This window comes from Sulfitobacter sp. HI0027 (genome assembly GCF_001634775.1).
Lineage (GTDB): Bacteria > Pseudomonadota > Alphaproteobacteria > Rhodobacterales > Rhodobacteraceae > Sulfitobacter.
The window spans coordinates 1-22,514 of sequence record NZ_LWER01000440.1 but is presented as its reverse complement, the minus strand read 5'-3'; the positions used below and the strand labels follow the sequence as shown (position 1 = coordinate 22,514).

General features: G+C 62.0%; 24 protein-coding genes. 12 read left to right on the top strand and 12 right to left on the bottom strand.

Going from position 1 to position 22,514, the window contains the following annotated elements; translation table 11 throughout:
• The first annotated feature begins 27 nt into the window (after nt 1-27).
• Together idi and hemF are read left to right on the top strand one after the other, a co-directional pair.
• Complete coding sequence (idi, locus tag A3722_RS20460) at nt 28-558, top strand: isopentenyl-diphosphate Delta-isomerase (protein ID WP_067631207.1); 531 nt, start codon at nt 28-30, stop codon at nt 556-558.
• Between the two features lie 18 nt (nt 559-576).
• Nucleotides 577-1,458 carry an oxygen-dependent coproporphyrinogen oxidase gene (gene hemF, locus A3722_RS20455; protein ID WP_067631204.1) on the top strand — a complete coding sequence of 294 codons (882 nt, stop codon included), beginning with the start codon at nt 577-579 and terminating at the stop codon, nt 1,456-1,458.
• Between the two features lie 237 nt (nt 1,459-1,695).
• Here the strand turns inward: hemF and hemE are convergent, their stop codons facing one another.
• Nucleotides 1,696-2,736, bottom strand: coding sequence for a uroporphyrinogen decarboxylase (gene hemE, locus A3722_RS20450; protein WP_067631201.1), 1,041 nt, complete (start codon nt 2,734-2,736; stop codon nt 1,696-1,698).
• A gap of 84 nt (nt 2,737-2,820) precedes the next feature.
• Between hemE and hemC the strand changes: the two genes are divergently transcribed.
• From hemC to A3722_RS20425, 5 genes are all read left to right on the top strand, one after another.
• The gene (hemC, locus tag A3722_RS20445) at nt 2,821-3,768 is read left to right on the top strand and encodes a hydroxymethylbilane synthase (protein ID WP_067631198.1); all 948 of its coding nucleotides are present in this window, start codon (nt 2,821-2,823) and stop codon (nt 3,766-3,768) included.
• On the top strand, nt 3,765-4,697 hold the full coding sequence (locus tag A3722_RS20440; RefSeq protein ID WP_067631195.1) for a LysR family transcriptional regulator: 933 nt from the start codon (nt 3,765-3,767) through the stop codon (nt 4,695-4,697). Before hemC ends, A3722_RS20440 begins: the two co-directional genes overlap by 4 nt.
• A 62-nt stretch (nt 4,698-4,759) precedes the next feature.
• The gene (locus A3722_RS20435) at nt 4,760-6,835 is read left to right on the top strand and encodes a hydantoinase/oxoprolinase family protein (protein WP_067631193.1); all 2,076 of its coding nucleotides are present in this window, start codon (nt 4,760-4,762) and stop codon (nt 6,833-6,835) included.
• Between the two features lie 4 nt (nt 6,836-6,839).
• Nucleotides 6,840-8,549: a hydantoinase B/oxoprolinase family protein gene (locus tag A3722_RS20430; protein WP_067916403.1), complete on the top strand. Its 1,710-nt coding sequence runs from the start codon at nt 6,840-6,842 to the stop codon at nt 8,547-8,549.
• Between the two features lie 98 nt (nt 8,550-8,647).
• Nucleotides 8,648-9,337: a fumarylacetoacetate hydrolase family protein gene (locus A3722_RS20425; protein WP_067628082.1), complete on the top strand. Its 690-nt coding sequence runs from the start codon at nt 8,648-8,650 to the stop codon at nt 9,335-9,337.
• 15 nt (nt 9,338-9,352) lie between these two features.
• On the opposite strand, the gene A3722_RS20420 is transcribed toward A3722_RS20425, so the two are convergent.
• The 4 genes from A3722_RS20420 to gabT form a co-directional block, all read right to left on the bottom strand.
• Nucleotides 9,353-10,720 (bottom strand): tetratricopeptide repeat protein, encoded by a 1,368-nt coding sequence (locus tag A3722_RS20420; RefSeq protein ID WP_067628085.1) that lies wholly within the window; start codon nt 10,718-10,720, stop codon nt 9,353-9,355.
• Nucleotides 10,717-11,526: an alpha/beta fold hydrolase gene (locus A3722_RS20415; protein WP_067628088.1), complete on the bottom strand. Its 810-nt coding sequence runs from the start codon at nt 11,524-11,526 to the stop codon at nt 10,717-10,719. Before A3722_RS20415 ends, A3722_RS20420 begins: the two co-directional genes overlap by 4 nt.
• Nucleotides 11,519-12,508: a P1 family peptidase gene (locus A3722_RS20410; protein WP_067916401.1), complete on the bottom strand. Its 990-nt coding sequence runs from the start codon at nt 12,506-12,508 to the stop codon at nt 11,519-11,521. The genes A3722_RS20415 and A3722_RS20410 overlap by 8 nt, the downstream gene beginning before the upstream one ends.
• A gap of 250 nt (nt 12,509-12,758) precedes the next feature.
• Nucleotides 12,759-14,159 (bottom strand): 4-aminobutyrate--2-oxoglutarate transaminase, encoded by a 1,401-nt coding sequence (gabT, locus tag A3722_RS20405; RefSeq protein ID WP_201722087.1) that lies wholly within the window; start codon nt 14,157-14,159, stop codon nt 12,759-12,761.
• Between the two features lie 181 nt (nt 14,160-14,340).
• Here gabT and A3722_RS20400 point away from each other — a divergent pair, with 181 nt between their 5' ends.
• A complete protein-coding gene (locus tag A3722_RS20400; protein ID WP_067623976.1) occupies nt 14,341-14,892 on the top strand; it encodes a cupin domain-containing protein in 552 nt (183 codons plus the stop codon).
• A 68-nt stretch (nt 14,893-14,960) separates the two neighbouring features.
• Here the strand turns inward: A3722_RS20400 and A3722_RS24440 are convergent, their stop codons facing one another.
• From A3722_RS24440 to A3722_RS20385, 4 genes are all read right to left on the bottom strand, one after another.
• Nucleotides 14,961-15,128 (bottom strand): hypothetical protein, encoded by a 168-nt coding sequence (locus A3722_RS24440; RefSeq protein WP_161487433.1) that lies wholly within the window; start codon nt 15,126-15,128, stop codon nt 14,961-14,963.
• A 138-nt stretch (nt 15,129-15,266) separates the two neighbouring features.
• Nucleotides 15,267-16,991, bottom strand: coding sequence for a sensor histidine kinase (locus tag A3722_RS20395; RefSeq protein ID WP_067623979.1), 1,725 nt, complete (start codon nt 16,989-16,991; stop codon nt 15,267-15,269).
• A gap of 2 nt (nt 16,992-16,993) precedes the next feature.
• Nucleotides 16,994-17,551 carry an RNA polymerase sigma factor gene (locus tag A3722_RS20390; RefSeq protein WP_067623982.1) on the bottom strand — a complete coding sequence of 186 codons (558 nt, stop codon included), beginning with the start codon at nt 17,549-17,551 and terminating at the stop codon, nt 16,994-16,996.
• A complete protein-coding gene (locus A3722_RS20385) occupies nt 17,551-17,721 on the bottom strand; it encodes a NepR family anti-sigma factor (protein WP_201722086.1) in 171 nt (56 codons plus the stop codon). The genes A3722_RS20390 and A3722_RS20385 overlap by 1 nt, the downstream gene beginning before the upstream one ends.
• A gap of 94 nt (nt 17,722-17,815) precedes the next feature.
• On the opposite strand from A3722_RS20385, the gene A3722_RS20380 reads away from it, so the two are divergent.
• From A3722_RS20380 to A3722_RS20370, 3 genes are all read left to right on the top strand, one after another.
• On the top strand, nt 17,816-18,625 hold the full coding sequence (locus A3722_RS20380; RefSeq protein ID WP_067623984.1) for a response regulator: 810 nt from the start codon (nt 17,816-17,818) through the stop codon (nt 18,623-18,625).
• A 105-nt stretch (nt 18,626-18,730) separates the two neighbouring features.
• A complete protein-coding gene (locus A3722_RS20375) occupies nt 18,731-19,036 on the top strand; it encodes a DUF883 family protein (protein ID WP_067623987.1) in 306 nt (101 codons plus the stop codon).
• Between the two features lie 16 nt (nt 19,037-19,052).
• Nucleotides 19,053-19,388, top strand: a complete 336-nt coding sequence (locus tag A3722_RS20370; RefSeq protein ID WP_150120000.1) for a phage holin family protein — start codon at nt 19,053-19,055, stop codon at nt 19,386-19,388.
• Here A3722_RS20370 and A3722_RS24135 read toward each other — a convergent pair.
• Nucleotides 19,339-19,710 (bottom strand): hypothetical protein, encoded by a 372-nt coding sequence (locus tag A3722_RS24135; protein ID WP_150120001.1) that lies wholly within the window; start codon nt 19,708-19,710, stop codon nt 19,339-19,341. The two genes, A3722_RS20370 and A3722_RS24135, sit on opposite strands and share 50 nt — an antisense overlap.
• A gap of 90 nt (nt 19,711-19,800) precedes the next feature.
• Between A3722_RS24135 and A3722_RS20365 the strand changes: the two genes are divergently transcribed.
• Nucleotides 19,801-20,529 carry a Crp/Fnr family transcriptional regulator gene (locus A3722_RS20365; protein WP_067623991.1) on the top strand — a complete coding sequence of 243 codons (729 nt, stop codon included), beginning with the start codon at nt 19,801-19,803 and terminating at the stop codon, nt 20,527-20,529.
• A gap of 3 nt (nt 20,530-20,532) precedes the next feature.
• Here the strand turns inward: A3722_RS20365 and A3722_RS20360 are convergent, their stop codons facing one another.
• Together A3722_RS20360 and A3722_RS20355 are read right to left on the bottom strand one after the other, a co-directional pair.
• Nucleotides 20,533-21,459, bottom strand: a complete 927-nt coding sequence (locus A3722_RS20360) for a YihY/virulence factor BrkB family protein (protein ID WP_067623992.1) — start codon at nt 21,457-21,459, stop codon at nt 20,533-20,535.
• Nucleotides 21,460-21,510: 51 nt separating this feature from the next.
• Nucleotides 21,511-22,356: a formate/nitrite transporter family protein gene (locus A3722_RS20355; RefSeq protein WP_067623994.1), complete on the bottom strand. Its 846-nt coding sequence runs from the start codon at nt 22,354-22,356 to the stop codon at nt 21,511-21,513.
• Between the last annotated feature and the right edge of the window lie 158 nt (nt 22,357-22,514).

Below are 22,514 nucleotides of genomic sequence, written 5' to 3'. Positions count from 1 at the left end.
GATGAACACAACGGCGAGCCGCCTCTGATGGAGATCATGGTCCCCGCTTGGGTCGACGGCACCCTGCAACCGGTTGAAAAACTCGCCGCGCATGAACGCGGTTTGCGGCATATGGCGGTCTCGGTCTTTGTAATTGCCGAGGGCAGGTTGCTGCTGCAGCAGCGCGCGCTTGGCAAATACCACACCCCCGGCCTCTGGGCGAATACCTGCTGCACGCATCCGCAATGGGACGAGCCGCCCCAAGCCTGCGCCACACGACGTTTGGACGAGGAGTTGGGGATCACCGGGTTGGACCTTCAGCATCGCGGCCAAGTCGAATACCGCGCCGATGTTGGCGGCGGGTTGATAGAGCATGAGGTTGTTGAGGTATTCCTTGCCCATGCAGACCCGGCGTTGTCGATCACGGAAAACCCCGATGAGGTGATGGCGACGCGCTGGATCAGCCTGAGCGATCTACACACCAACCTCGCGCAGAGCCCCGAAGAATATACGCCTTGGTTGCGGATCTACATGGCCGAACACGAAGGCTTGATCCTCGGCGGCGGGGCGATGGAATAATAGAAAGGCGGGCCAGAGATGACCGAAGACATGCAAGACCAAAAGACACGCGCGGCGGACTGGTTCCGCAAGCTACGCGATGACATCGTTCAGGCGTTCCATGACATTGAAGCGCGTCATGTCGGGGAAGAAGAGGCCGGACGTTTCGTGGTCAGCAACACAACCCGCACCGCGCCTGATGGGTCCGACGCTGGCGGCGGTGAGATGTCTGTCATGCGCGGCGGGCGCGTGTTTGAGAAGGTGGGCGTGAATATCTCCACCGTTTACGGCACCTTGGGTGAACGGGCGCAAGTGGCGATGGCCGCGCGCAAAGGACTGCCGGGCATGGCCGATGATCCGCGGTTTTGGGCATCGGGCATCAGTCTGGTCGCGCATATGCAAAACCCGCATGTGCCTGCCGTGCACATGAACACCCGCATGTTCTGGACCCCTCATGCGTGGTGGTTCGGCGGTGGGGCGGATTTGAATCCTTGTATTGAGTATGACGAGGACACCGCCTATTTCCATGCCGAGATGAAGGCCGCCTGTGACCCCCATAGCGCCACGCTCTATGATGAGCTGAAGGCTTGGGCGGATGAGTATTTCTACATCCCGCACCGCAAACGTGCGCGGGGTGTGGGCGGTATCTTTTATGACGACCGCAACAGCGGCGATTGGGAGGCGGATTTCGCGCTGACCCAAGACGTTGGCCGGGCGTTTCTCCCCGCTTATGTACCGCTGGTCGATAAGCGGCGCGAGATGGACTGGGACATGGACGATAAGGATGTGCAGTTCCGCCACCGTGGGCTCTATGCGGAGTATAACCTTGTTTATGATAGGGGGACGAAGTTCGGGCTTGAGACGGGGCATGACCCTGATGCGGTGCTGATGAGCCTGCCGCCTATGGCGAAGTGGGTTTGAGCTAACTATCCCGGCCCGAAATCAAGCCGCAGGCGCCGGGCCATCGCCTGCCCGCCCGTCACGCCGGAGGCGTGCCTCCATATTTGGCGCACCTTCGGTGCGAACGGGTAGGCGATTTGGAGAGGCTGGGCATGACTTCGTGAAGGCACATCACGGTTGAACCATAAAGTGGCATGAGCCATCGTCTCATCGCCGACCCGCGGGCAGGCGATGGCCCTCATTGTAAGATGCGGAGGTTCAGCCTCGCGTCCCGCGCACCGTATCAATCATCAACTGCACATTCTCCGGATCCGCATCCGGCGTGATTCCATGCCCGAGATTAAAGATATGCGGCCCCTTCGCCAGCGCGTCGACAATCGCGCGTGTCTCTTGCACCAGCGCATCCCCGCCCGTCACCATATGCGAGGATTTCAGATTGCCCTGCACACAGCCATGCGGCTGCACGTTCTCGGCGACCCATTCTGCGCTCACCGCATCATCCACGGCAATGCAGTCCGCCCCAGTGGCCGCATGCAGATTGGCAAACCGCGCCCCGGCACCGCGCGGGAAGGCGATGATCGGCACGCCCGGATGGCGAGCCTTCAGCGCACTGATGATCTGGCGCAGCGGCTCGGTCGAATAACGGTCAAAATCGGTACCTTGAAGCGATCCGGCCCAGCTATCGAAGAGCTTCACCACCTCGGCCCCGGCTTGGATCTGCATGTCGAGGTATTCGATGGTCGCCAACGTGATCCGCTCCATCAGCGCATCGAACACCTCCGGGTTTTCGTCCTTCAACGCATGAGCTGGCCCCTGATCCGGCGTGCCTTTGCCCGCGATCATATAGGTCGCCACCGTCCATGGCGCGCCTGCGAAACCGATCAGCGTCGTCTCTTCGGGCAGTTCGCGCGACAGGATACGCACGGTCTCGTAAATCGGAGCGAGGTGGTCGTGAATGGCATCCGCTGGTTTCAGCGCTTCCATCTCGGCCTTTGTCGTGATCGTCGACAGGCGCGGGCCTTCGCCCGTGACGAACCACAGGTCGGCACCAAGCGCTTGGGGCACCAGCAGGATGTCCGCAAAGAGGATTGACCCATCAAACCCGTAGCGGCGGATCGGCTGCAACGTCACCTCGGCGGCAAGTTCAGGATTGTAGCACAGCGACAGGAAATCCCCCGCCTTGGCCCGGGTCGCGCGATACTCGGGTAGATAGCGCCCGGCTTGCCGCATCATCCAGATTGGCGGGGTCGGCAGGGTTTCGCCCGCAAGGGCGCGCAGGATGGTCTTATTCGCAGTCATTATGGCGTTCCTAATTGTGGCAAACCCGTAGGTAGCGCAGGTACAGCAGTTGTCAGTTCATGTCGACGGGGGTAGGGATGCGTCATGACGTATCAGCTCCCCACTCCGGCCCGGCCTCTCAACATCGGCACACGCGGATCGCTTCTGGCGCTCGCGCAGGCGAATGAGGTGCGCGACCGGCTCGCCGCCGCCTTTGACCTGCCGTTTGAAGCGTTTACGATCGTGGTGATCAAGACCACGGGCGACAAGATCATCGACCGCCCGCTGAAAGAGATCGGCGGCAAGGGCCTGTTCACCCGCGAGATCGAAGCGGCGCTGCTGGATGGCTCCATCGACATCGCGGTGCATTCGATGAAGGACATGCCGACGCTGCAACCCGGTGGGCTGCTGATCGACACCTATCTGCCGCGCGAGGATTGTCGGGATGCGTTCATCTCGCCGCACCTAAAATCCATCGCCGAGTTGCCCGAAGGCGCGGTGGTGGGCACCTCCAGTCTGCGCCGCCGGGCGCAGGTGAAACTGCGACGGCCCGATTTGGAAGTGGTCGAGTTTCGTGGCAACCTGCAAACCCGTTTGAAAAAGCTGGATGACGGCGTGGCCGAGGCGACTTTTCTTGCCATGGCCGGGCTGAACCGGCTGAAAATGGACGATGTGCCGCAGGCCGCCGTGCATCCCGATGACATGCTGCCGGCCATCGCCCAAGGGGCGATTGGGGTTGAGCGCCGCATCGACGACAGCCGCGCCGCCGACATGTTGGCGGCGATCCATGACCGCGCCACGGGCGAACAACTGGCCGCCGAGCGCGCGTTTCTGGCGACGCTTGACGGCTCTTGCGAGACGCCCATCGCTGGGCTGGCCGAACTCAACGGCACCGAGATGCGCCTGCGCGGCCAGGTGCTGCGCCCGGACGGGTCAGACGCCATCGGCGACGACGTGACCTGCGCCATTTCCGACGGCGCCGCGGCGGGCGAGGCGATGGCCCGCAAGCTTCTGGCCGAGGCCGGACCGGGTTTCTTTGACTGGCGCGAATGATCGGTAATCTCTTCACGCTGAAACAGCTTGAAGCGCTGATCTGGGTCGCAGACCTTGGCAGCTTTCGCCGCGCCGCCGCGCATCTGAACACGACACAACCCAATATCTCGGCCCGGATTTCCGGGCTGGAGGCAACCTTGGGTGTCACCCTGATGCAGCGCGACGCCGGGTCGATCCGGTTGACCGAAAAGGGCAGCGCGCTGCTGGCCCAAGCCCGCCGTGTCCTGCGCGAGGCAGAAGCGCTGGTCGAGACCGCCGCGCGGCCCGACCTGATCGACGACAGCCTGCGCCTTGGCGTGACCGAAGTGGTTGCCAGCACATGGCTGCGCCCCTTTCTGCGCGCGCTGGCCGAGGTCTATCCCAACCTCACCGTCGAACTTACCGTCGATCTGTCACGCGATCTGGATCAGGAACTCGCCGCCCATGCGCTTGATCTCACCTTGCAAACCGCGCCCTTCTCGACCCCGGCGAGCGGGCAGGTGGACTTGGCGACCTATGACTACATCTGGGTCGCCGCGCCGGAATTGGCCGCGCAGATCGGCCCCGCGGCTGATTTCGACGCCATGCTACGCCATCCGGTGCTGGGCCATGCGCGACATACGCAGGCCCATTCCGATCTGATCGGCCGTTTCGACGGCACGACTGCACCCAAGGCCCGTTTGGTGCCCTCCAGCAGCCTGTCGGCGGCGATGAACATGGTGCTCGACGGGATGGGCGTGGCGGTGATGCCGCGTGTGATGGTGGCAGCCGCGCTGGCCGATGGGGCGCTGCGGATTCTGCCCGCCGCGTGGCACCCGCGCCCGCTGCAAGTCGCCGCGCGTTATCACGCGGATCGCACGCCCGCCTATGTCACCCGTGCCGCCGAACTGGCCCGGGACTGCGCTCAGGTCTTCGATGCTGAGGATCGAAAAAACCTTTCACACCCATAGAATATAATAATTTGCGCCGATGTTGCGCCCGCCCCTATCCTGCGTCCAAACAGGAGTGAGACATGGCATCAACCATCCGACTGGGCGTAGACATCGGCGGCACCTTCACCGACGTAGTGCTGGAAAAGGGCGGCGAGAGTTTCTCGACCAAAGTGCTGACCACCTATGCCGCGCCCGAGAACGCGATCATCGACGGAATGCATCAGGTCTGCACCAAGGCCGGGGTCACCCCTGCCGACCTGACACAGATCATCCACGGCACCACGCTGGCCACCAATGCGCTGATCGAGCGGCGCGGGGCCAAGACGGCGCTGATCACGACCCAGGGCTTCCGCGACGTGATCGAGATGCGCACCGAAAGCCGGTTTGAGCAATATGATCTGAACCTCAATCTCCCCGAGCCACTGCTGCCACGCCAGATGCGCTACACGGTGGAAGAGCGCGTCGATGCCACCGGCGCGGTTCTGCTGCCGCTCGACCGTACCGAGGTCGAAGCCTTGGCCGACCGTATCGCGGACGCCGGCTATGACAGCGTCGCCGTGGGGCTGATCCATTCCTACCTGAACGACGCGCATGAACGGCTGATCCGCGAGGTGCTAGAAGAGCGGCTGCCGGGGGTCATGGTCTCGATCTCTTCCGAGGTCTCACCGCAGATGCGCGAGTATGAGCGGTTCAACACCGTGGTCGCCAATGCCTATATCAAGCCTCTGATGAAGAGCTACCTCGGGCGGCTTGAAGGGCGGCTTCAGAAGGAAGGTGTCTCCTGCAACATCTTCCTGATGCACTCGGGCGGCGGCATCATCTCGATCGAAAGCGCCGCCGAATTCCCGGTGCGGCTGGTGGAATCCGGCCCGGCGGGCGGGGCGGTCTTTGCCGCGAACATCGCCGCGCGCTATGGGCTCGACAAGGTGCTGAGCTTCGACATGGGCGGCACCACGGCCAAGATCTGCCTGATCAAGAACCAGACGCCTAAGACCAGCCGAGTGTTCGAAGTGGCGCGGACCTACCGTTTCAAGAAAGGCTCCGGCATGCCGATCTCGATCCCGGTGATCGACATGGTGGAGATCGGTGCAGGCGGTGGCTCGCTCGCGCATGTCGACGCCATGCGGCAAATCCGGGTCGGGCCGGAAAGTGCGGGCTCTGAGCCCGGGCCGGCCTGCTACGGGCGGGGCGGTGAGAAGCCTGCCGTGACCGATGCTGATCTTGTGCTGGGCAAGCTCGACCCCGACAATTTCGCGGGCGGCTCGATCCGCCTCGACACCACAGGCTCTGAAGGCGCGTTGCAAAATGTCATCGGCAAGGAATTGGACATGGACGCCGCCACCGCCGCCTTTGGGCTGGCCGAAGTGGTGGACGAAAACATGGCCAATGCCGCGCGGGTGCATGCGGTGGAAAACGGCGAGGATCTCAGCGACTACACGATGATCGCCTTCGGCGGTGCGGCCCCGCTGCACGCCGGGCGGCTCTGTGAGAAACTGGGCGTTGAACGCCTGCTGGTGCCGCCTGGTGCCGGGGTCGGCTCGGCCATCGGGTTCCTGCGCGCGCCGTTTAGCTTCGAGGCCAATCGCTCGGTCTATATGAAGCTGTCGGATTTCGACGCGGGCCGCATCAAGACGCTGTTGGCCGAACTGCAGGAAGAGGCCACTGGCTTTGTCCGCAACTGCGACGCCGGGGCGGAAATCCTGTCGGAATACAAAGTCTACATGCGCTACAGCGGGCAGGGCTGGGAGATCCCCATCGTGCTGGACGAGGCAGACGCCCTAAACCCCAATGCCGTCCGGTTCGAGGCGCTTTTTGAGGCGGATTACGCCAAGCTTTTCGGTCGTACCGTCGAGGGGTTGGATATCGAGATCACGGTCTGGTCGGTCAATGCCACCACCCCGCCCGAGGCGGTCGCCCGCACCGCAGAGCAGTCTCCGGGTGCGGCGGCAGATGTGGCTCTAACACGGCGTATGTTCGACCCGGCGCTCGCCGAATACTGCGATGCCGACGTGGTCCTGCGCGCCCAGATGGCCCCCGGCCAGACCGCCCAAGGCCCCGCCGCGATCACCGAGGATGAGACGACGATCATCCTGCCCGCGTCACGCCGCGCCATCTGCCAGCCGGACGGCTGCATCGACATCACCGTGAAAGGGTAAGCCCATGGCACAGACACATTCAAACGTCGCCTATCAGGTCATGTGGAACCGGCTGATCTCGGTCGTTGAGGAACAGGCGCAGGCGCTGGTGCGCACAGCCTTCTCGACTTCGGTGCGCGAGGCGGGGGACCTTTCGGCAGGCGTCTATGATACCGACGGTCAAATGTTGGCGCAGGCGGTCACCGGCACACCCGGCCACGTCAACGCCATGGCCGACGCGGTGGCGCATTTCATCCGGCGCATTGGGCGGCAGAACATCCTCGAAGGCGATGTCTATATCACCAACGACCCTTGGGAAGGGACAGGCCATCTGCATGACATCACCATGGTCACGCCGTCCTTTCACCGCGGCAAGCTGGTCGGCTTCTTTGCCTGTACCGCGCATATCGTCGACATCGGCGGGCGTGGCTTTGGTGCGGATGCGGCGAGCGTCTACGAAGAAGGGCTCTACCTGCCGATCATGAAATTCGCCGATGCGGGCAAGGTCGACGCGACACTGGTGCGGATCATCCGTGGCAACGTGCGCGAGCCGGATCAATTGGTCGGCGACATCTACGCGCTCACCACCTGCAACGAGATCGGCCACCGCCGGTTGATCGACATGATGGAGGAGTTTGCCCTCGACGATCTCACCGGCATCGCGGGTTTCATCCTCGACAATTCCCGCCGCGCCACGCTGGAGCGGATCGCGGCGCTGCCACGCCAGCAGGCGACCGGCGAGATGACGATCGACGGCTTCGACACGCCGATCACGCTGAAGGTCACGGTGAGCATCGAAGAAGATCACATCCTGTCGGATTTCGCGGGCACCAGCGGGATCGACAAAAAGGGCATCAACTGCCCGCTGGTCTATACCAAGGCCTATGCCTGCTACGCGCTGAAATGCGCCATCGCGCCGGAGATTCCCAACAACGCCGCCTCGCTAGAGCCGTTTCGGATCACCGCGCCGGAAAACACCATCGTCAACGCGGTGCACCCGGCACCCGTGGCCCTGCGGCACATCGTCGGTCACTTCGTGCCCGATACAGTCTACGCGGCGCTGGATCAGATCCTGCCCAATCTTGTCCCTGCCGAGGGCGCGGGTTGCCTGTGCAACTTCCAAGTCAGCCTGCGCCCGCGCACGGATGCGCAAGCCCCCACAGGCGCGCGCCGGGCCGAGGTGCTGACCTTCAACTCCGGGGGCTCGGGCGCGCGGCCAGAACACGACGGGCTGAATGCCACGGCCTTCCCTTCGGGCGTGATGACCATGCCGGTGGAGGCCACGGAACATGCCGGTCCTGTGGTGATCTGGCGCAAAGAACTGCGCCCCGACAGCGGCGGCGCGGGTCGCCAGCGCGGGGGGCTGGGGCAGTACATGGAAGTCAGCGCCCGCGCGGGGCATGAGTTCGACATGCAGGCGATGTTCGACCGCGTCGATCACCCCGCCCGTGGGCGGCAGGGCGGCGCCCCCGGTGCCCCGACCACCATCGCCCGCGACGATGGCACGCCGATGCGCGGCAAGGGCAAACAGTTCGTGCCGCATGGGGCAAAGGTGATGATGGCCTTTCCGGGGGGCGCGGGCTACGGCCCCGCCACCGAGCGCCCCAAGGACTTGGTGAAACGCGACCTTTTGCGCGGCTATATAAGCGCCGAGGTGGCTGCGGCGGACTATGGGCTGAGCGCCGAAGACATCCGCGAGGTGCAAGAGGCGATCTGCAAAGGCATGGACCTGTGAAAGAGTTATCGCTCAAGGGTTTATAAGCGCACGGGGGTCATTGACTGTTACAAAGCGCGGGTGTTCCTTGGCCGCATCATGCCAAGAGGAACCCAGTGATGTATGTGATTGACCCCCCAAAGCAAAGCAGCCTTGCCGTTCAAGGGACCAGCGACCGTTTCCCGGTGCGGCGCGTCTTTTGCGTGGGCCGTAACTATGAGGCGCATGTGCTTGAGATGGGCAATGACATGCGCGACCCGCCGTTCTTTTTCACCAAACCCGCCGATGCCACGCTCGATACGCCCTGCACTGTGCCCTATCCGCCGCTGACCGAGGATTTCCACTTTGAGGCAGAGCTTGTCATCGCCATCGGCAAGGGCGGCGCAAACATCGCAGAAGCGGATGTGATGGATCACATCTGGGGCGCATCTGTGGGCATCGATTTCACCCGCCGCGACCTTCAGGCACAGGCCAAGAAGATGGGCCGCCCGTGGGACTGGTCTAAGGCGTTTGATAATTCCGCGCCCATCGCACCAATCCTGCCCATCGCCGATGTCCCCTCGGTCGAGAAGGGCCGCCTTTGGCTGGCCGTGAACGGCGAGATGAAACAGGAGGCCGATCTGTCGCAGATGATCTGGTCGGTGCGGGAGCATACCGCCACCCTGTCGCAGGCCGTGACCTTGGCACCGGGGGACATCATCATGACCGGCACGCCCGCCGGTGTCGCGGCTGTGCAGCCCGGCGATGTGATCACCGGGGGTGTCGACGGCATCTCTGAGTTCGAGGTCACCGTCGGCCCACGCGCCTAAAGAGCGCGGCCCGGTCTAGGCTCCGGCCAGCGTGCGTTCTGCCCGCGCGCGGGCTTGGGCGGCCAGATCTGGCAGACCGCTCTTTTCATAGACCGCGCCCAGCATCAGGTTCAGCGGCACGCCTTCGGGGTCATAGGTGCGGCGCATCTCAAGCACCTGCTGCGCGGCAGAGGCGCGGCCATCGCGCACCAGCGCATCAAGGTGGATCTGCTCGAAAAGATCGCGTTGCGCATGGCTGCCACCGCATTCGGCCATGCGGGGCAGGGCCAAGCCAAGTTCGCGGATCGCCGTGGCCCAATCCCCCTTGGCGTGGGCGGCGATGCCCCGGGCGGCGGGCAGCGCGACTTCGGCCCATGCGGCATGGTCATGGGCCGTGGTTTCGGCGGCGCGGGCCTTGATTGCAGAGAGCATCTCTGCTGTCTCGGGCCGTCCGGTGCGGCAGAGGGCATAGAGGTATTGCAGCGTCAGGAAGGGGCTGACCGTATCCGCCCCCCGCGCTGCCACATGGTCTGCCACATCTTTCCAACGGTCGCCCACATCGACGCCCGCGAACTCCATCCGCGCCAGCAGGGACACAGCGCCGACTTGGTCTTGGGAATAGTCTTTCTCAAGCCCCCAGATGTGCTGGTCATAGGCGGCGCGCACATCGGCGTGACGGCCTTGGGACAGGTAGAACAATGCCAGATGCCACCAGTTGTGGCTGCGCATGAAGGAGTTCAGATCAGTCCATGTCACGGCCACGCTTTCCATGAAACGCGCGCCTTCCGCCACGCGGCCTTCGGTCAGCATCACATGGGCCAGCGCGTGATGCGCCCAAGGCTCATCGTGGCGCAACTCCATCGCGCGGCGGGCGGCGGCCTCGGCCGGGTCGAGCAGGTGGCACTGCTCGTAGCCAAAGGCGATCATGCCGTGCGCATAGGCAATGTCTTCGGCCTCGGGCAGGGATTTCAGCGCAAGGCGCAACATGCCAGCGGCATCGCCTGTGTTGAACAGATGGTATTGCGCCAGTTTCAGCATCGCCAGATCGCGCGGCCATTTGTCGGTGATGGCGTCACAGGCAGCGACGAGAGCGGGCACATCGCCGTCGATCCAGTGGCCCACGGCGCGGATGATCTCTTGCTCGCGGGCGTTGGCCCCGGTCGCGGCTGTGGCGCGTTCCAGATAGGGGCGGGCTTTTTCCGGTGCGATGGGGTGCTCAAGGAACATCCACAATAGCGCGGCATAGGCATTGACCAGCGGGCCCTCGGGGTCGGCATCGGCTGCGGCGATGACGCCTGCGGCTTTGGGCTGGTAGGACAGAAAGCCGTGGATGAAATCGTTGATCGCCTGCAGGGTTTCCGGGCGGCTGGCTGTCGTTTCCAATCCGTAAAGGTCTTGTGTCATCTCGGGTCTCCGGCGGTGGCGTGGAATTGGCGCAGGTGTTGGGCGACGGCCTCAGAGGCGTCCCAATGGATCGAATGGCCTGCGTTTGGCAGGGTGGTCTGCGTCACGTTCGGGATCTGCGCAAAGGCGTCCTCGGCGGCGGCGCGGGGGATCAGCAGGTCTTCGGCGCCGTGCAACACTTGGGTCGGGCACCGAAGATCGGCAGGGCGCACCGTGGGGCGAAAGCCGCGCAGCGCTTCGAGCTGATGGGCCATGGCATCCGCGCTTTGCGCATGGGGATAGGCCAAGGCGGCGGCAAGGGCGGTCTCAGTATTTGTCGGATCGGAAAAGAAGCCGGGGGCAAAGACCCAAGGGTAGAGCGCGCGCAGCCAAAGCTGCTCCCCTTGCGGCGCGCGGCGCACGGCCAGCAGCGCGTCGAACACCGCCATGGTGCGCGGCGCACGGACCGGGGCAGAGGCGAGGATGCTCATCGCTTGGATGCGCTCGGGCGCTAGGCCAAAAAGCTCCATCGCCATCAGGCCGCCCATGGAATGGCCGACAACGTGAAACTTTGCGTGCCCCAGTTCATCCATCAACGCCAGCGCATCACGGGCCATCTGCGCGACCGAGGTTACCGCATCCCACGGCGTTGTGCGCCCGGTGCTGCGGTTGTCGGGCCGGATCAGGGTGAAGTGATCGGAAAGCAAAGGGGCCAGTGCGCCCCAACTCGCGCTGTCGCTCAGCATCCCGGCCAGCATCAAAAGCGGCGGGCCGTGCCCGTCGACCTCGTAATAAAGGGAGATATCGGAGAGGGGTAGATCAGGCATTCAGCGTGCTCCAACAAGGCAGAAGATCCCCTTGGGCGGGGGAGGCGGCATAGATCGCGCGGGCAATTGCGCGCGACAGGCAAAGCGCGGCGGCATGGCCGATCATCGCCACATCCCCCGCAGGTCGCGCCGCGGTCGAAAGGGAGAAGACCAGATCGCCGTCATTTGGCATATGCGCGGGCACCACCGCGCGGGCGATGCCGTCATGGGCGGCCACGGCGACGCGCTGGCATTCGGCCTTGGTCAGCGCGGCATCGGTGGCGACGATGGCGATGGTGGTATTGGCGCGGGCCGACATGGCCGCCATCTTGCGGCTTTCAAAGGAGAGGCCCAGCCCGGCGGAGGGGTCGGGCCCCAGCCCGCCGAATTCTCCGTCGATCTCAAAGGGGGCGGCGTGGAAATAGCGGTCACCGGGCGTGGTGACGGCACCGACCGGATTGGCCCCCACCAACGCGCCGACCATGCTGCCGTCAGGCAGTTGCAAACTGGCCGAGCCGAGCCCGCCTTTTACCATCGCGCTGAGCGCGCCTGTGCCCGCGCCGGCTGAGCCTATTTCGAACTCTTCGCCTGCCGCTTCCATGGCCTTGCGGCCAAGATCGGCATATGGGTTCTGCGTCCAATCCTTTTCGCCGCCGTTCAGCAGATCAAACAGAATCGCACCGGGCACCAGCGGGATCAGCGCATCGCCGACGCGAAACCCGCGCCCCTGCGCGCGCAGGGCATCCACCACGCCCGAACAGGCATCCAGCCCATAGGCAGAGCCGCCCGAAAGCACCAGCGCATCGACCGCCGCCACGGTCTTGTCGGGGGCCAGCAGGTCGGTCTCGCGCGTGCCGGGGGCGCCGCCCATGATGTGGACGGAGGCGGTGAAGGGCGTGTCGCCGATCAACACGGTGCTGCCGGATTTCAGCCGCGTGTCCTGCGCACTGCCGACCTTCAGCCCTGCCACATCGGTGATCAGGTTGCGCGGGCCGGGACGCATCGGCGCGGTCATGAACGGCTCCCGCGGGCAGCCGCGCTATTCACGTGAAACATCCCCGTAATGGTGCAAATGGGCAAGGGGTCTAACAGGGGCATCGTCACTCCGGCATTGATTTCGGGCGGAGTTTGCGCGCTTCCCCAGCGGATGCCAAGGCCTGTGCTGCCAGAGACCTGCCTTACCGGATGCGCGCCATAAAAATGGGCGCGCAGGTTGCCCCGCGCGCCCGATCCCTCCGGCATGGCCGGTTGGTTTATTTTTGCTCTTCGGCGACAGCTGCGGCCACGGCCTCTTCAAAGATCGCGAGGCCCTCTTCGACGATGGCGTCAGATGCGGTCAGCGGAACCATCACGCGCACGGCGTTGCCATGCATGCCACAGCTCAGCAGCAGCAGGCCGCGCTTGAGGGCGTGGGCGATGACGCGCTTGGTGAAATCGGCATCGGGTTTGGCGCTGTCAAAGTCGGTTACGAATTCGACGGCGACCATGGCACCAAGGCCGCGGATATCCCAGAAGCGGTAGGGCGCCGACCGCGCGCCGATTTCGGCAAAGCGAGCTTTGAGCGTTTCGCCCATCGCGGTGGAGCGGGCCAGCAGACCTTCGTCTTCGATCGCCTCAATCGCCGCCAGCGCTGCGGCGCAGGCCACTGGGTTGCCGCCATAGGTGCCGCCCAGACCGCCGGGGGCCATTGCGTCCATCACATCGGCGCGGCCAATCACCCCGGCCAGCGGGTAGCCACCGGCCATGGATTTCGCCACGGTGATGAGGTCCGGCGCAACGCCGGAATGCTCAATTGCGAACCATGTGCCGGTGCGGCCAAAGCCGGCCTGCACTTCGTCAGCGATCAGCAGGATGCCGTGCTGGTCACAGATCGCGCGCAGTTCTTGCATCATGTCGAAAGGCACAGGGGTATAGCCGCCTTCGCCGAGCACCGGCTCGATGATGATCGCGGCAACGCGCTCGGGCTGGGCATCGGTGAGGAAGAGGTTTTTCAACCCGGTCAGCGCGTCCTGCACGGTGATCCCGTCGCGCACCGAAGGGAAAGGCGCCCGGAAGACATCCGCCGGGAAGGGGCCCACGTCTTTTTTGTAGGGCGTGACCTTGCCGGTCATGCCCAGCGTCAGCAGGGTGCGGCCATGGTAGCCGCCGGTGAAGGCGATGATGCCCGGACGGCCAGTGGCGGCGCGGGCAATTTTCACGGCGTTCTCAACGGCTTCGGCGCCGGTGGTGACGAGCAGCGTCTTTTTGGGTGCGTCACCCGGGGCCAGCGCGTTCAGTTTTTCAGCCAGTTCGATGTAGGGGCCGTAGGGCACCACCTGAAAGCTGGTGTGGGTATAGTGATCTTCTTGCGCCTTGGCGGCTTCGACCACTTTGGGGTGGCGATGGCCGGTGTTCAGGACGCCGATGCCCCCGACGAAATCGATGTAGCGGTTGCCTTCGACATCCCACAGTTCGGCATTCTCGGCGTATTTCGCATAGATCGGCGCGGCGGAGGCCACACCGCGCGGCACGGCGGCGTCGCGGCGCGCGACGAGGTCGGCATTCGTCTGACCGTCGGGTTTGGTGGCGGGATTTGCTTCGACCACTGTCATCTGCGGCGCGGCTTTGGCCTTGGCAGAGGATTTGCGGTGCGATTTCTTGACGGTGCTGGACATGGAACAGATACCTTATTGCGAAAGAGAGAGGGGCAGTGACGTGTCGTTTAAAAAATCCATATTCCGTTTAATATAATTGTCAATCGCGAAGGCAGAGCCTATCTAACAATTCCCAAGATCATCGGTTGCCCCTCCGCCACGATGCCCGGTCGCAACGCCGATGCCCACAAAGGACAAGTCATTGAACGTCGGCGATAAACTTAGAGCGATCCGCAAGAAACATGGGTTGTCCCAACGTGAGCTTGCGGCCAAGGCCGGGCTGACCAATGGCACGATCTCGCTGATCGAAAAGAACCGGACGAGCCCATCAGTCGCATCGCTGAAAAGCCTGCTGGACGCGATTCCCATCAGTATGGCGGAGTTCTTCTCGATCCTTGAGGAGGACGACAGCGCCAAGGTTTTCTACCGCGCGCAGGAACTGACCGAGATTTCGCCAAGCCACCAGGGCGGCGTATCGCTGCGCCAATTGGGCAACGCGGCGCATCACGCGCTTCAGGTGCTGCATGAAACCTATGAGCCCGGCGCGGATACCGGGCCGGAGTTTCTGAGCCATGAGGGCGAAGAAGCGGGCGTGGTGGTGCGGGGCAGCATCGAGGTGACGGTCGATGGCGCAGTTAGCCTGTTAAACGCTGGGGATGGCTACCTGTTCGACAGCCGCCTGCCGCATCGGTTTCGCAATATTGGCACCGACCCCTGTGAGATTGTCAGCGCCTGCACGCCCCCCAGTTTTTGAAAAGACGCCCTATAAATATCGACCGCCCCGAGCGTTCTGCTCGGGGCGGTCGATAGGGGTGTCAGGTCTTAATAGTCTGACCGGTAGTTCGACCTTTGGGTCTCCGGTTGCTGTTTGTCGCGACCGGCACGGTCTTCATCCGGGTTTAGTTCCCGTCGGCCCGTGGTTAAGGCCAGAATGATGACCGCGGCTAAGGTCAGGATGGTCAGACCGCCGAGAAAGAGCTCCGTGGTCATCTCCGTTTTCCTTTTTAGCACTGCGTTTCAGGTGCTCAACCGTGCGCGAGCCAAAGGGTTCCGACAAATTTTTCGCCTATGACGAGTCTGTGGCTTGCGGGCCACGTTTCCGGCCAGATTCCGCTGATCGATAGCGCGTCAGTAGTCGTAGATCATCTTGCTGTCGGTCGGGACGTGGAAATTAACCCGGATTTGGTATACGCCATCCGTGGTTTCAACCTCGACCTGACCGTTCAACTGGCGGGTAAAGGCAAGGATCAAACGAGAGCCGAGCCCGGTGCCGGATTTCACCTCTTCGGGGTTGCCGATGGTGTTGCGGACTTCAATCATCGCCTGTTCCGGCCCGGTCTGGATCAGCTTGAGCGAAATGAACCCTTTGCCATGTTCGACCGTCGAGACGTATTTCAGCGCGTTGGTCAGCGCCTCTGACACCAGCAGGGTGAGGGGGGCCGCATCGTCGGCGTCAATCTTGATCGGCTCAAAGGATTGCTCAACCTGCACGCCCGAACCAGAGGCCAGCCCGACCGATAGCATCTGGCCTACAATCTCGTTCAGCAGTTCGCTGGCGTTGACCCGCACCAGATCGTCATTCTGGTAGAGGTTCTTGTGCACGGTGGCGAGGCTGAGGATGCGATCTTGCAAGCGCCGCAGGACAAAACGCGCGTCTTCGCTTTTGGCCTGCCGGATCTGCATGTTCATGATCGACGAGATAAGCTGAAGGTTGTTTTTGACCCGGTGGTGGACCTCTTTCAGCAGGATGTTCTTTTGCCGAAGGCTGTCTTCGAGCGTCGCCTCATCCCGCAGGATCGATTCCGCCATGCCGACAAAAGCGGATTCCATCTCGACCAATTCGGTGGGCACCGAGGGGCCAAGCGTGCCGCGCGGCAGGGTGCGATTCAGCGCAAAGCGACGCATCTGCCGGCCAAGCTTGCGAATGTGGTTGATCGCCAGACGGTTCAGCGCCCAGAAGGCCACGATCAGGCTGGCCAGCCACATGACAATGGGCAAAAGCGCGCTCAGGCGGGTGGAAACGCCGGTGTCTAGAAACGGGGTGTTGCTGGGCCATACGCTCAGCGCAAAGACCGTGTCTGGCACGATTGGGACGATCACATAGGCGCGGTCTTGGCCATCGAAATTCTCTGAAAGGAAGACGTTGGGTTCTTTGGTGGTCAACAGCGACAAGGCGACATCGCTGGGGTATTCCTTTTTGGCAACGGCCAGCCCGTTTTCGGTGGTCAGGATGTGGCCCATCTTGTTGAGGGTCATCATCGCGACGCTGCTGTGTTTGCTCTTGGGTTCGCGTATCGCGTTGATGGCGTCTTCGGGAATGCTGAGCGCCATGAAGCCGATCAATTCGCGCTCTTCGTAGACCGGCGCGTTGATCAGCGTGACCATCTGATTGCTGACCGCCCCTTGCAACACCGGCATCGCACGACGGACCGGTGTTTCCACCAGTGTTTGAAAGTTCTCATCCTCGGAAAAGTCATGATCCTGCCCCGTGGAGGAGCAGGTCATTTTCCCGTCTAGCCCGATGAAACCCACAAGCGAATAGATGTCTGACGCTTGCTTGTACTCCTTGAGGAAGGCGGTGCATTCCTCTGGGTCGTCCCGCCTGAGACGCACGATAGAGGTGAGCGCTTCGGCGGCGCCGAAAGCCTCTTGGATCACCCGGCGTTCCGCAGCGGAGGCCTGTTCTGTGACGGCGATCAGCGATAGCTCTGCGCTTTGGCGGCTTTGATCCGCAATCTGCCGTGTCTGCACAACCGCGATCAGCCCGATGGGCAAAAGCGCGAGAGACAGAAACAGCAAAATACGGATCGTCAGCCCACGCATCAGATCACCGCTGAAGAAGCCAGATGTCATATTTAGAAAGAAGAAACTTTAGAAGCAGATAGGACCGACATTGTCGCGTCATCGGTCATTTCAAGCGACTCGTCGTCATGGTGACCCAGCAGTTCAGCAAGGCGGGCACGAGCCCGGTTGGTGCGGCTTTTGATGGTGCCTACGGCAACGCCACACATGTCTGCGGCTTCCTCGTAGGAGAAGCCAGAGGCCCCCACAAGAAGCAGCGCTTCGCGTTGCTCATCCTTCAGCAGGGCAAGGGCCTTGCGGAAATCCGTCATCTGCATGTGACCATCATGTGCGGGCTTTTCCGCCAGCCCGTCAGTCAACACGCCATCCACATCCGAGACTTCGCGTTTCGCCTTGCGGCGCGAGGAATAGTAAGTGTTTCGCAGGATCGTGAAGAGCCAAGCACGCATGTTCGTGCCCTCTTGGAATTTTTCGATGTTGGTCCACGCCTTGACCAAGGTGTCCTGCACCATGTCGTCTGCCGTGGCACCATTGCGTGTCAGGCTGATGGCAAAGGCCCGCATGGCCGGCAGATGTTCTACCAGCTCGTCGCGCGGATCGGGACGGGTCATTATGACGTTCCTTTTTCTGAATCCTGTTCCTTCAACTTCTGAAGCAGATCCTTGAAACGATCAGGGATGCCTTCATCGAGCGTCTCATCGAAGACCCGCTTGAGGTTGTCGTCGATGACGCGCTCGCGCTCGTCCTTGTTTCCTGAATTCACTAACATCACCTCTGGCATCGTCGTCTCGTTTGAATAATTATGTACGCATACTGGAACCAAACACAATGTCGACGTGTTTGGTTCCAAGAAAAGTAAAAAAGGATTCGACTAGATGAACGATGCGACACAAAAGACCAGCATCAGCGATGAACTGGGTGCCAACATCCCCTACCTTCGCCGGTTCGCGCGGGCGATGACTGGTAGCCAGACCAGTGGTGACACCTTCGCCGCGGCGGCGCTGGAAGCCATCCTGGTTGATCGCTCGGTGCTCGATGGAGTAGACACAAAGACGGGTCTTTTCAAGGTTTTGTACGGTATCTGGGCCAGCGCAGGTGCCCCGGTGGAAGAAGGCGAAAGCGGCCCCCGCGCCAAGGCGCAGCGGCATCTGTCGAGCCTGACCAACAACAGCCGCGAAGCGCTGCTGCTGCACACGATCGAAGGCTTTTCGCATGGTGAAATCGCCAAAATCATTGGCGTGGATGAGGCCGAGGCTGATGAGCTGATCCAGATCGCACACCGCGAAATGGCCGACAGCACCTCCGGTTCGGTGATGATCATCGAAGACGAAGCCATTATCGCGATGGACATTGAATCCATCGTCGCCGAGATGGGCCACCGCGTGACCGGCATCGCTCGCACACGGGATGAAGCGGTGAAACTAGGCAAGGCCGATGTGCCTGACCTGATCCTCGCCGATATCCAACTGGCCGATAACTCTTCGGGCATCGATGCGGTGAACGACCTGCTGAACGAACTGGGCATGCGTCCGGTGATCTTTATCACCGCCTTCCCCGAGCGTCTGCTGACCGGTGACAAGCCAGAGCCTGCATTCCTGATCTCCAAACCTTACTCGGTCGATCAGGTCGTCTCGGCGGTCTCGCAAGCGATGTTCTTTTCCTCCACGGAAACGCTCAACGCCTAAACCGGGCCAGAAAGACAGGGTTCCCCGCGCAACACATTGCGCAGGGAACCCTTTGCATTCAGCGCCCGCGCTGCCTATCGTCAGTCAAACATTCAGGAGGCCCACATGGCCAAGACCCCGACCGCTGCCGCAAAAGATCTGACCATCGACGATCTGTCGGATCAGATCGCGCTTCTCAAAAAAGACATCGCATCGCTGACCGAAACCTTGGGCGAATACGGCAAGGCCAAGTCGGAAGAGATGCGCGACAACGCCCGCAACGCGGCGAATGATTTTGCCGACACAGGGCGCCTGAAGGCGATGGAGGCCCAAAAGCAAGCCGAGGAATTCCTGCAAGCCCAGCCCGGTACCGCCCTCGGCATCGCCGCAGGCATCGGTTTCCTTGTCGGTCTTGTGACGGCCCGCCGCTAAGATGCTTTCCTCGGTGATGAACCATCTGCGCGGCTCCCTGCGGCGTGTGCTGCGCACCGCGATGCTCAGCGCCGGGGCCGCGCTCTTTCTGCTGATCGGGCTGCTGTTTCTCACGCTTGCGGCATGGCTTTATCTCATCACCGTCACCACGGCGCTCACCGCTGCGCTGATCCTCGGCGCGGTCTATTTCGGTGTTGGTTTTCTCTTGCTTGCCATGGCCGGATCCGACCGCGCGCCCGCCGCTCAGGCCCCCCGTCAGGAAGACCCCTCCGCGACCGAACATGACGGTCTCAAGAACTTGGTCATGGCATTTCTGGCTGGCATAACCGCGGGTCAGAAAGCGCGCCGTTAACAGCGCTGAGAAGATTGCCACTGGAAAAGGGGCGGGTGATGAACCTCAGCCTCCTTTCGGCCTCCGCCAATCGGGGCGTATCGTTCATGATACAGACGATTGGAAACCACTCCCGCAGGTTCGACAAATCCGACAGATGCTGGTGCAACTGATCGCGCCGCAGCGACAGGACCGCGAATTCGATGTTGTCGATGTTCTCCACCAGCTTGCTGAGATCAAACGTCTCTAAAACGCGAATTTGCGATTGCGGAAACGCAGCAGAAAGCGTTTCATTTATGTCTGAACAGACCAACGGGTCCGGTTCGTAGATCAAAATCGACATGGTCTTCCCCCGGGTTAGCAAAGTTGTCGATTTAGGGGGCGCGCCACGAGGGCGCATTAAACTAAGACATAAGAAGGCAAATTTTATCTGATGACGACACAATGCCGCTATTGCCCTCTCCGTCGCAAAGATGCCTTCCTGCCGATGTCGAAAGATGAAGTGAACTTCATGGAGAAGTTCAAGTCCGGTGAGCTGACGGTTGAGCCGGGCACGCCGATCCTGCTTGAGGGGTCAAACTCACCCCAGCTTTACACGGCCCTGACTGGGATGGGCATCCGCGACAAGACCTTGGAAAACGGCAACCGGCAGGTCATCAGCTTTGTCTTCCCCGGCGATTTCATCGGCCTGCAGGCAGGCATCATGGGTGAAATGGGCCATTCCGTCGAAGCCCGGACCCATATGCGGCTTTGCGTTTTCAACCGCAGCGAGTTCTGGAATTTCTTCAAGAACCACCCCGAACGCGCCTTTGACATCACTTGGTTGGCCGCGATCGAAGAACATTTCATGGGCGAAGTCCTTGCCACCATTGGCCAACGCACCGCGATGCAGGCCATCGCTTGGGCGATGGTCAAGATTTTCGAACGTGGCCAGTCGCTGGGGATGGTCACCCACAACCAGATGCTGCTGCCCTATTCACAACGCGATCTGGCCGATGCGCTTGGTCTGTCGGTGGTGCACACCAACAAAACCCTCGGTGCCCTGAAAGAACGCCAGTTGCTTTCGTGGTCCGACAGGGTGCTTCAGATCAACGACCTCGCCGCCTTGGCGAAAGCGGGGGTGACCGAACTTGAGGGTCGCCAAAAGCGCCCCCTGCTTTAACAGCTACTCTTGCGTGATATCGATAAAGGTATCTGCGGCCTCGGCCCCACGTTGCCCGCGCGGTTTGGCCGGGCCGATGGTGCTGTCCGGGCGCGTCCGGCGTTCGACCTGCGCGTTCAGGGCCGCGCCGAATAGGATCAGAAAACTGCTGATCCAAAGCCAGACCAACATCGCAATCACAGCCCCGATCGAGCCATAGACCTGATTGTAGTTGCCGAAATTGGCGACGTAATAGGAAAATCCGATCGAAAGCACCGCCCAAGACATCACCGCCAAAATCGCCCCGCTGCTAAGCCAAGGCAATCGCGCCGCGCGCCGGTTTGGCCCGAAACGGTAAAGCACACCCACACCGGCAAACAAAACCGCCGTGGCAACGGTCCAGCGCAGCAGGTCGGCCACGGCGTTGCCAAAGGGTCCAAGCGGGATGAACGCCAGAATGATGGGTGCGACCACCACCGCCAGCAGCGCCACGATCCCCACCCCCACAAGGCTCACCGTCAACATCAAGGCATGAAGGTAATGTTTCGCAGCATTGCGGTTGCGCTCGTTATAGACGGCGTTCAGACCGATCACCATCGCCCCCACACCGGCCCGCGCAGACCACAGCGCCACCAGCAGCGATACAATACCGGCCCAACCCAAGGTATCGGCCCGCGCGGTGACCAGCCCGGTCACCTGCGTATTGATAATGTCATAGACATCATCCGGCAGCAGCCCGCGCACATCCTCCAACTGGGCAATGACCACAACAGGGTCCGAGATCAGCCCCAAAAGCGCGATCAGCGCCGCCAGCGCGGGAAACAACGACAGCATCGCGAAAAACGCCACCCCAGCCGAGATCAGCGCAAGGTTATCGTCGGCCGCTTGCTTTAGGCTCGCCTTGAAAGCGTCCCAATAGATCGCCGGTCGGGTCGGAGGTCTGCGCAGCACGAATGCCAATCCTTTCAATTCGGCCCCGGCCAAAACCGGGACCGCTTCGCGTTAGCTGTCCTCCACATCGTCGCGGACCTGCCCCCAAGCAACAAGGGTGAAGATCAACGTGCCACCGATGATGTTGCCGACAAGCACCGGCAGGAAGAAGCCAAAGATCGCCTGACCAAGCCCCAGCCCGCCATGCAGAATGAGCGCGGCCATCTCTACAGACCCTGCGACGATATGGGTGAAGTCCCCCGCGGCGATAAGCCAGGTAAAGGTCAGGATCAGGAAAAATGCAGCCTCATCCGCTTCGGGCAGCATCCAAACGATCAACGCCACGATGACCCCCGCCGGAATGGCCCGCCAAAACCCCTCCGCCGCCGGCATGCCCGTCGCGTGTTCCGAAAGGCTGATGATAGCGGGCAAAACCTCCGCCGGGATGGCGGGCGTATAGATAAACAGCGCGGCCGCCGCGAAGGCCCCGATCACATTGGCCCCCAGCACAACGGCCCAAAGCCGCATGAGCCTGCACAGAATATTCAGGCTGCGTTCCTGCATCAGGGGCAAGACCGTGGTGATGGTGTTTTCGGTAAACAACTGCATCCGGCCCATGATGACCGCGATGAACCCCAAGGAATAGCCGAGGTTCTCCAACAGAAAACGCCAGCCCGCATCCGGCAAATAGGTTCGAAAAATCGCCTCCCCCAAGACCGAAAGACTGATCAGCATCCCCGCGGATATCCCAGACCAGATCAACGACCGGTTGGTGCGGTTCAACTCATCGCGCCCCTCGCGCCGGATCACCTCATAGATCAGCTTGGGCGACAGCGCCGCCGCCTCACTGACAGAGCGTTCTTCCGCCTCTTCCTGCACGGCAGAGGTAGGGGGCTTTTTCTGGATCAGTGGGGCCATTCGCGTTCTTCCTGAAATTCATGGACATGATGAACATAGCCCGCCGAAGCCCCCTGCACAGTAAAAAGCCCCAGCCTGCTCAAATCGCGCGCCCCAAACAATAACGCCCCGCCAATCTCGCCCCCCACGGGGGGAGCGTCTCCCCCCCTTCAACTTCA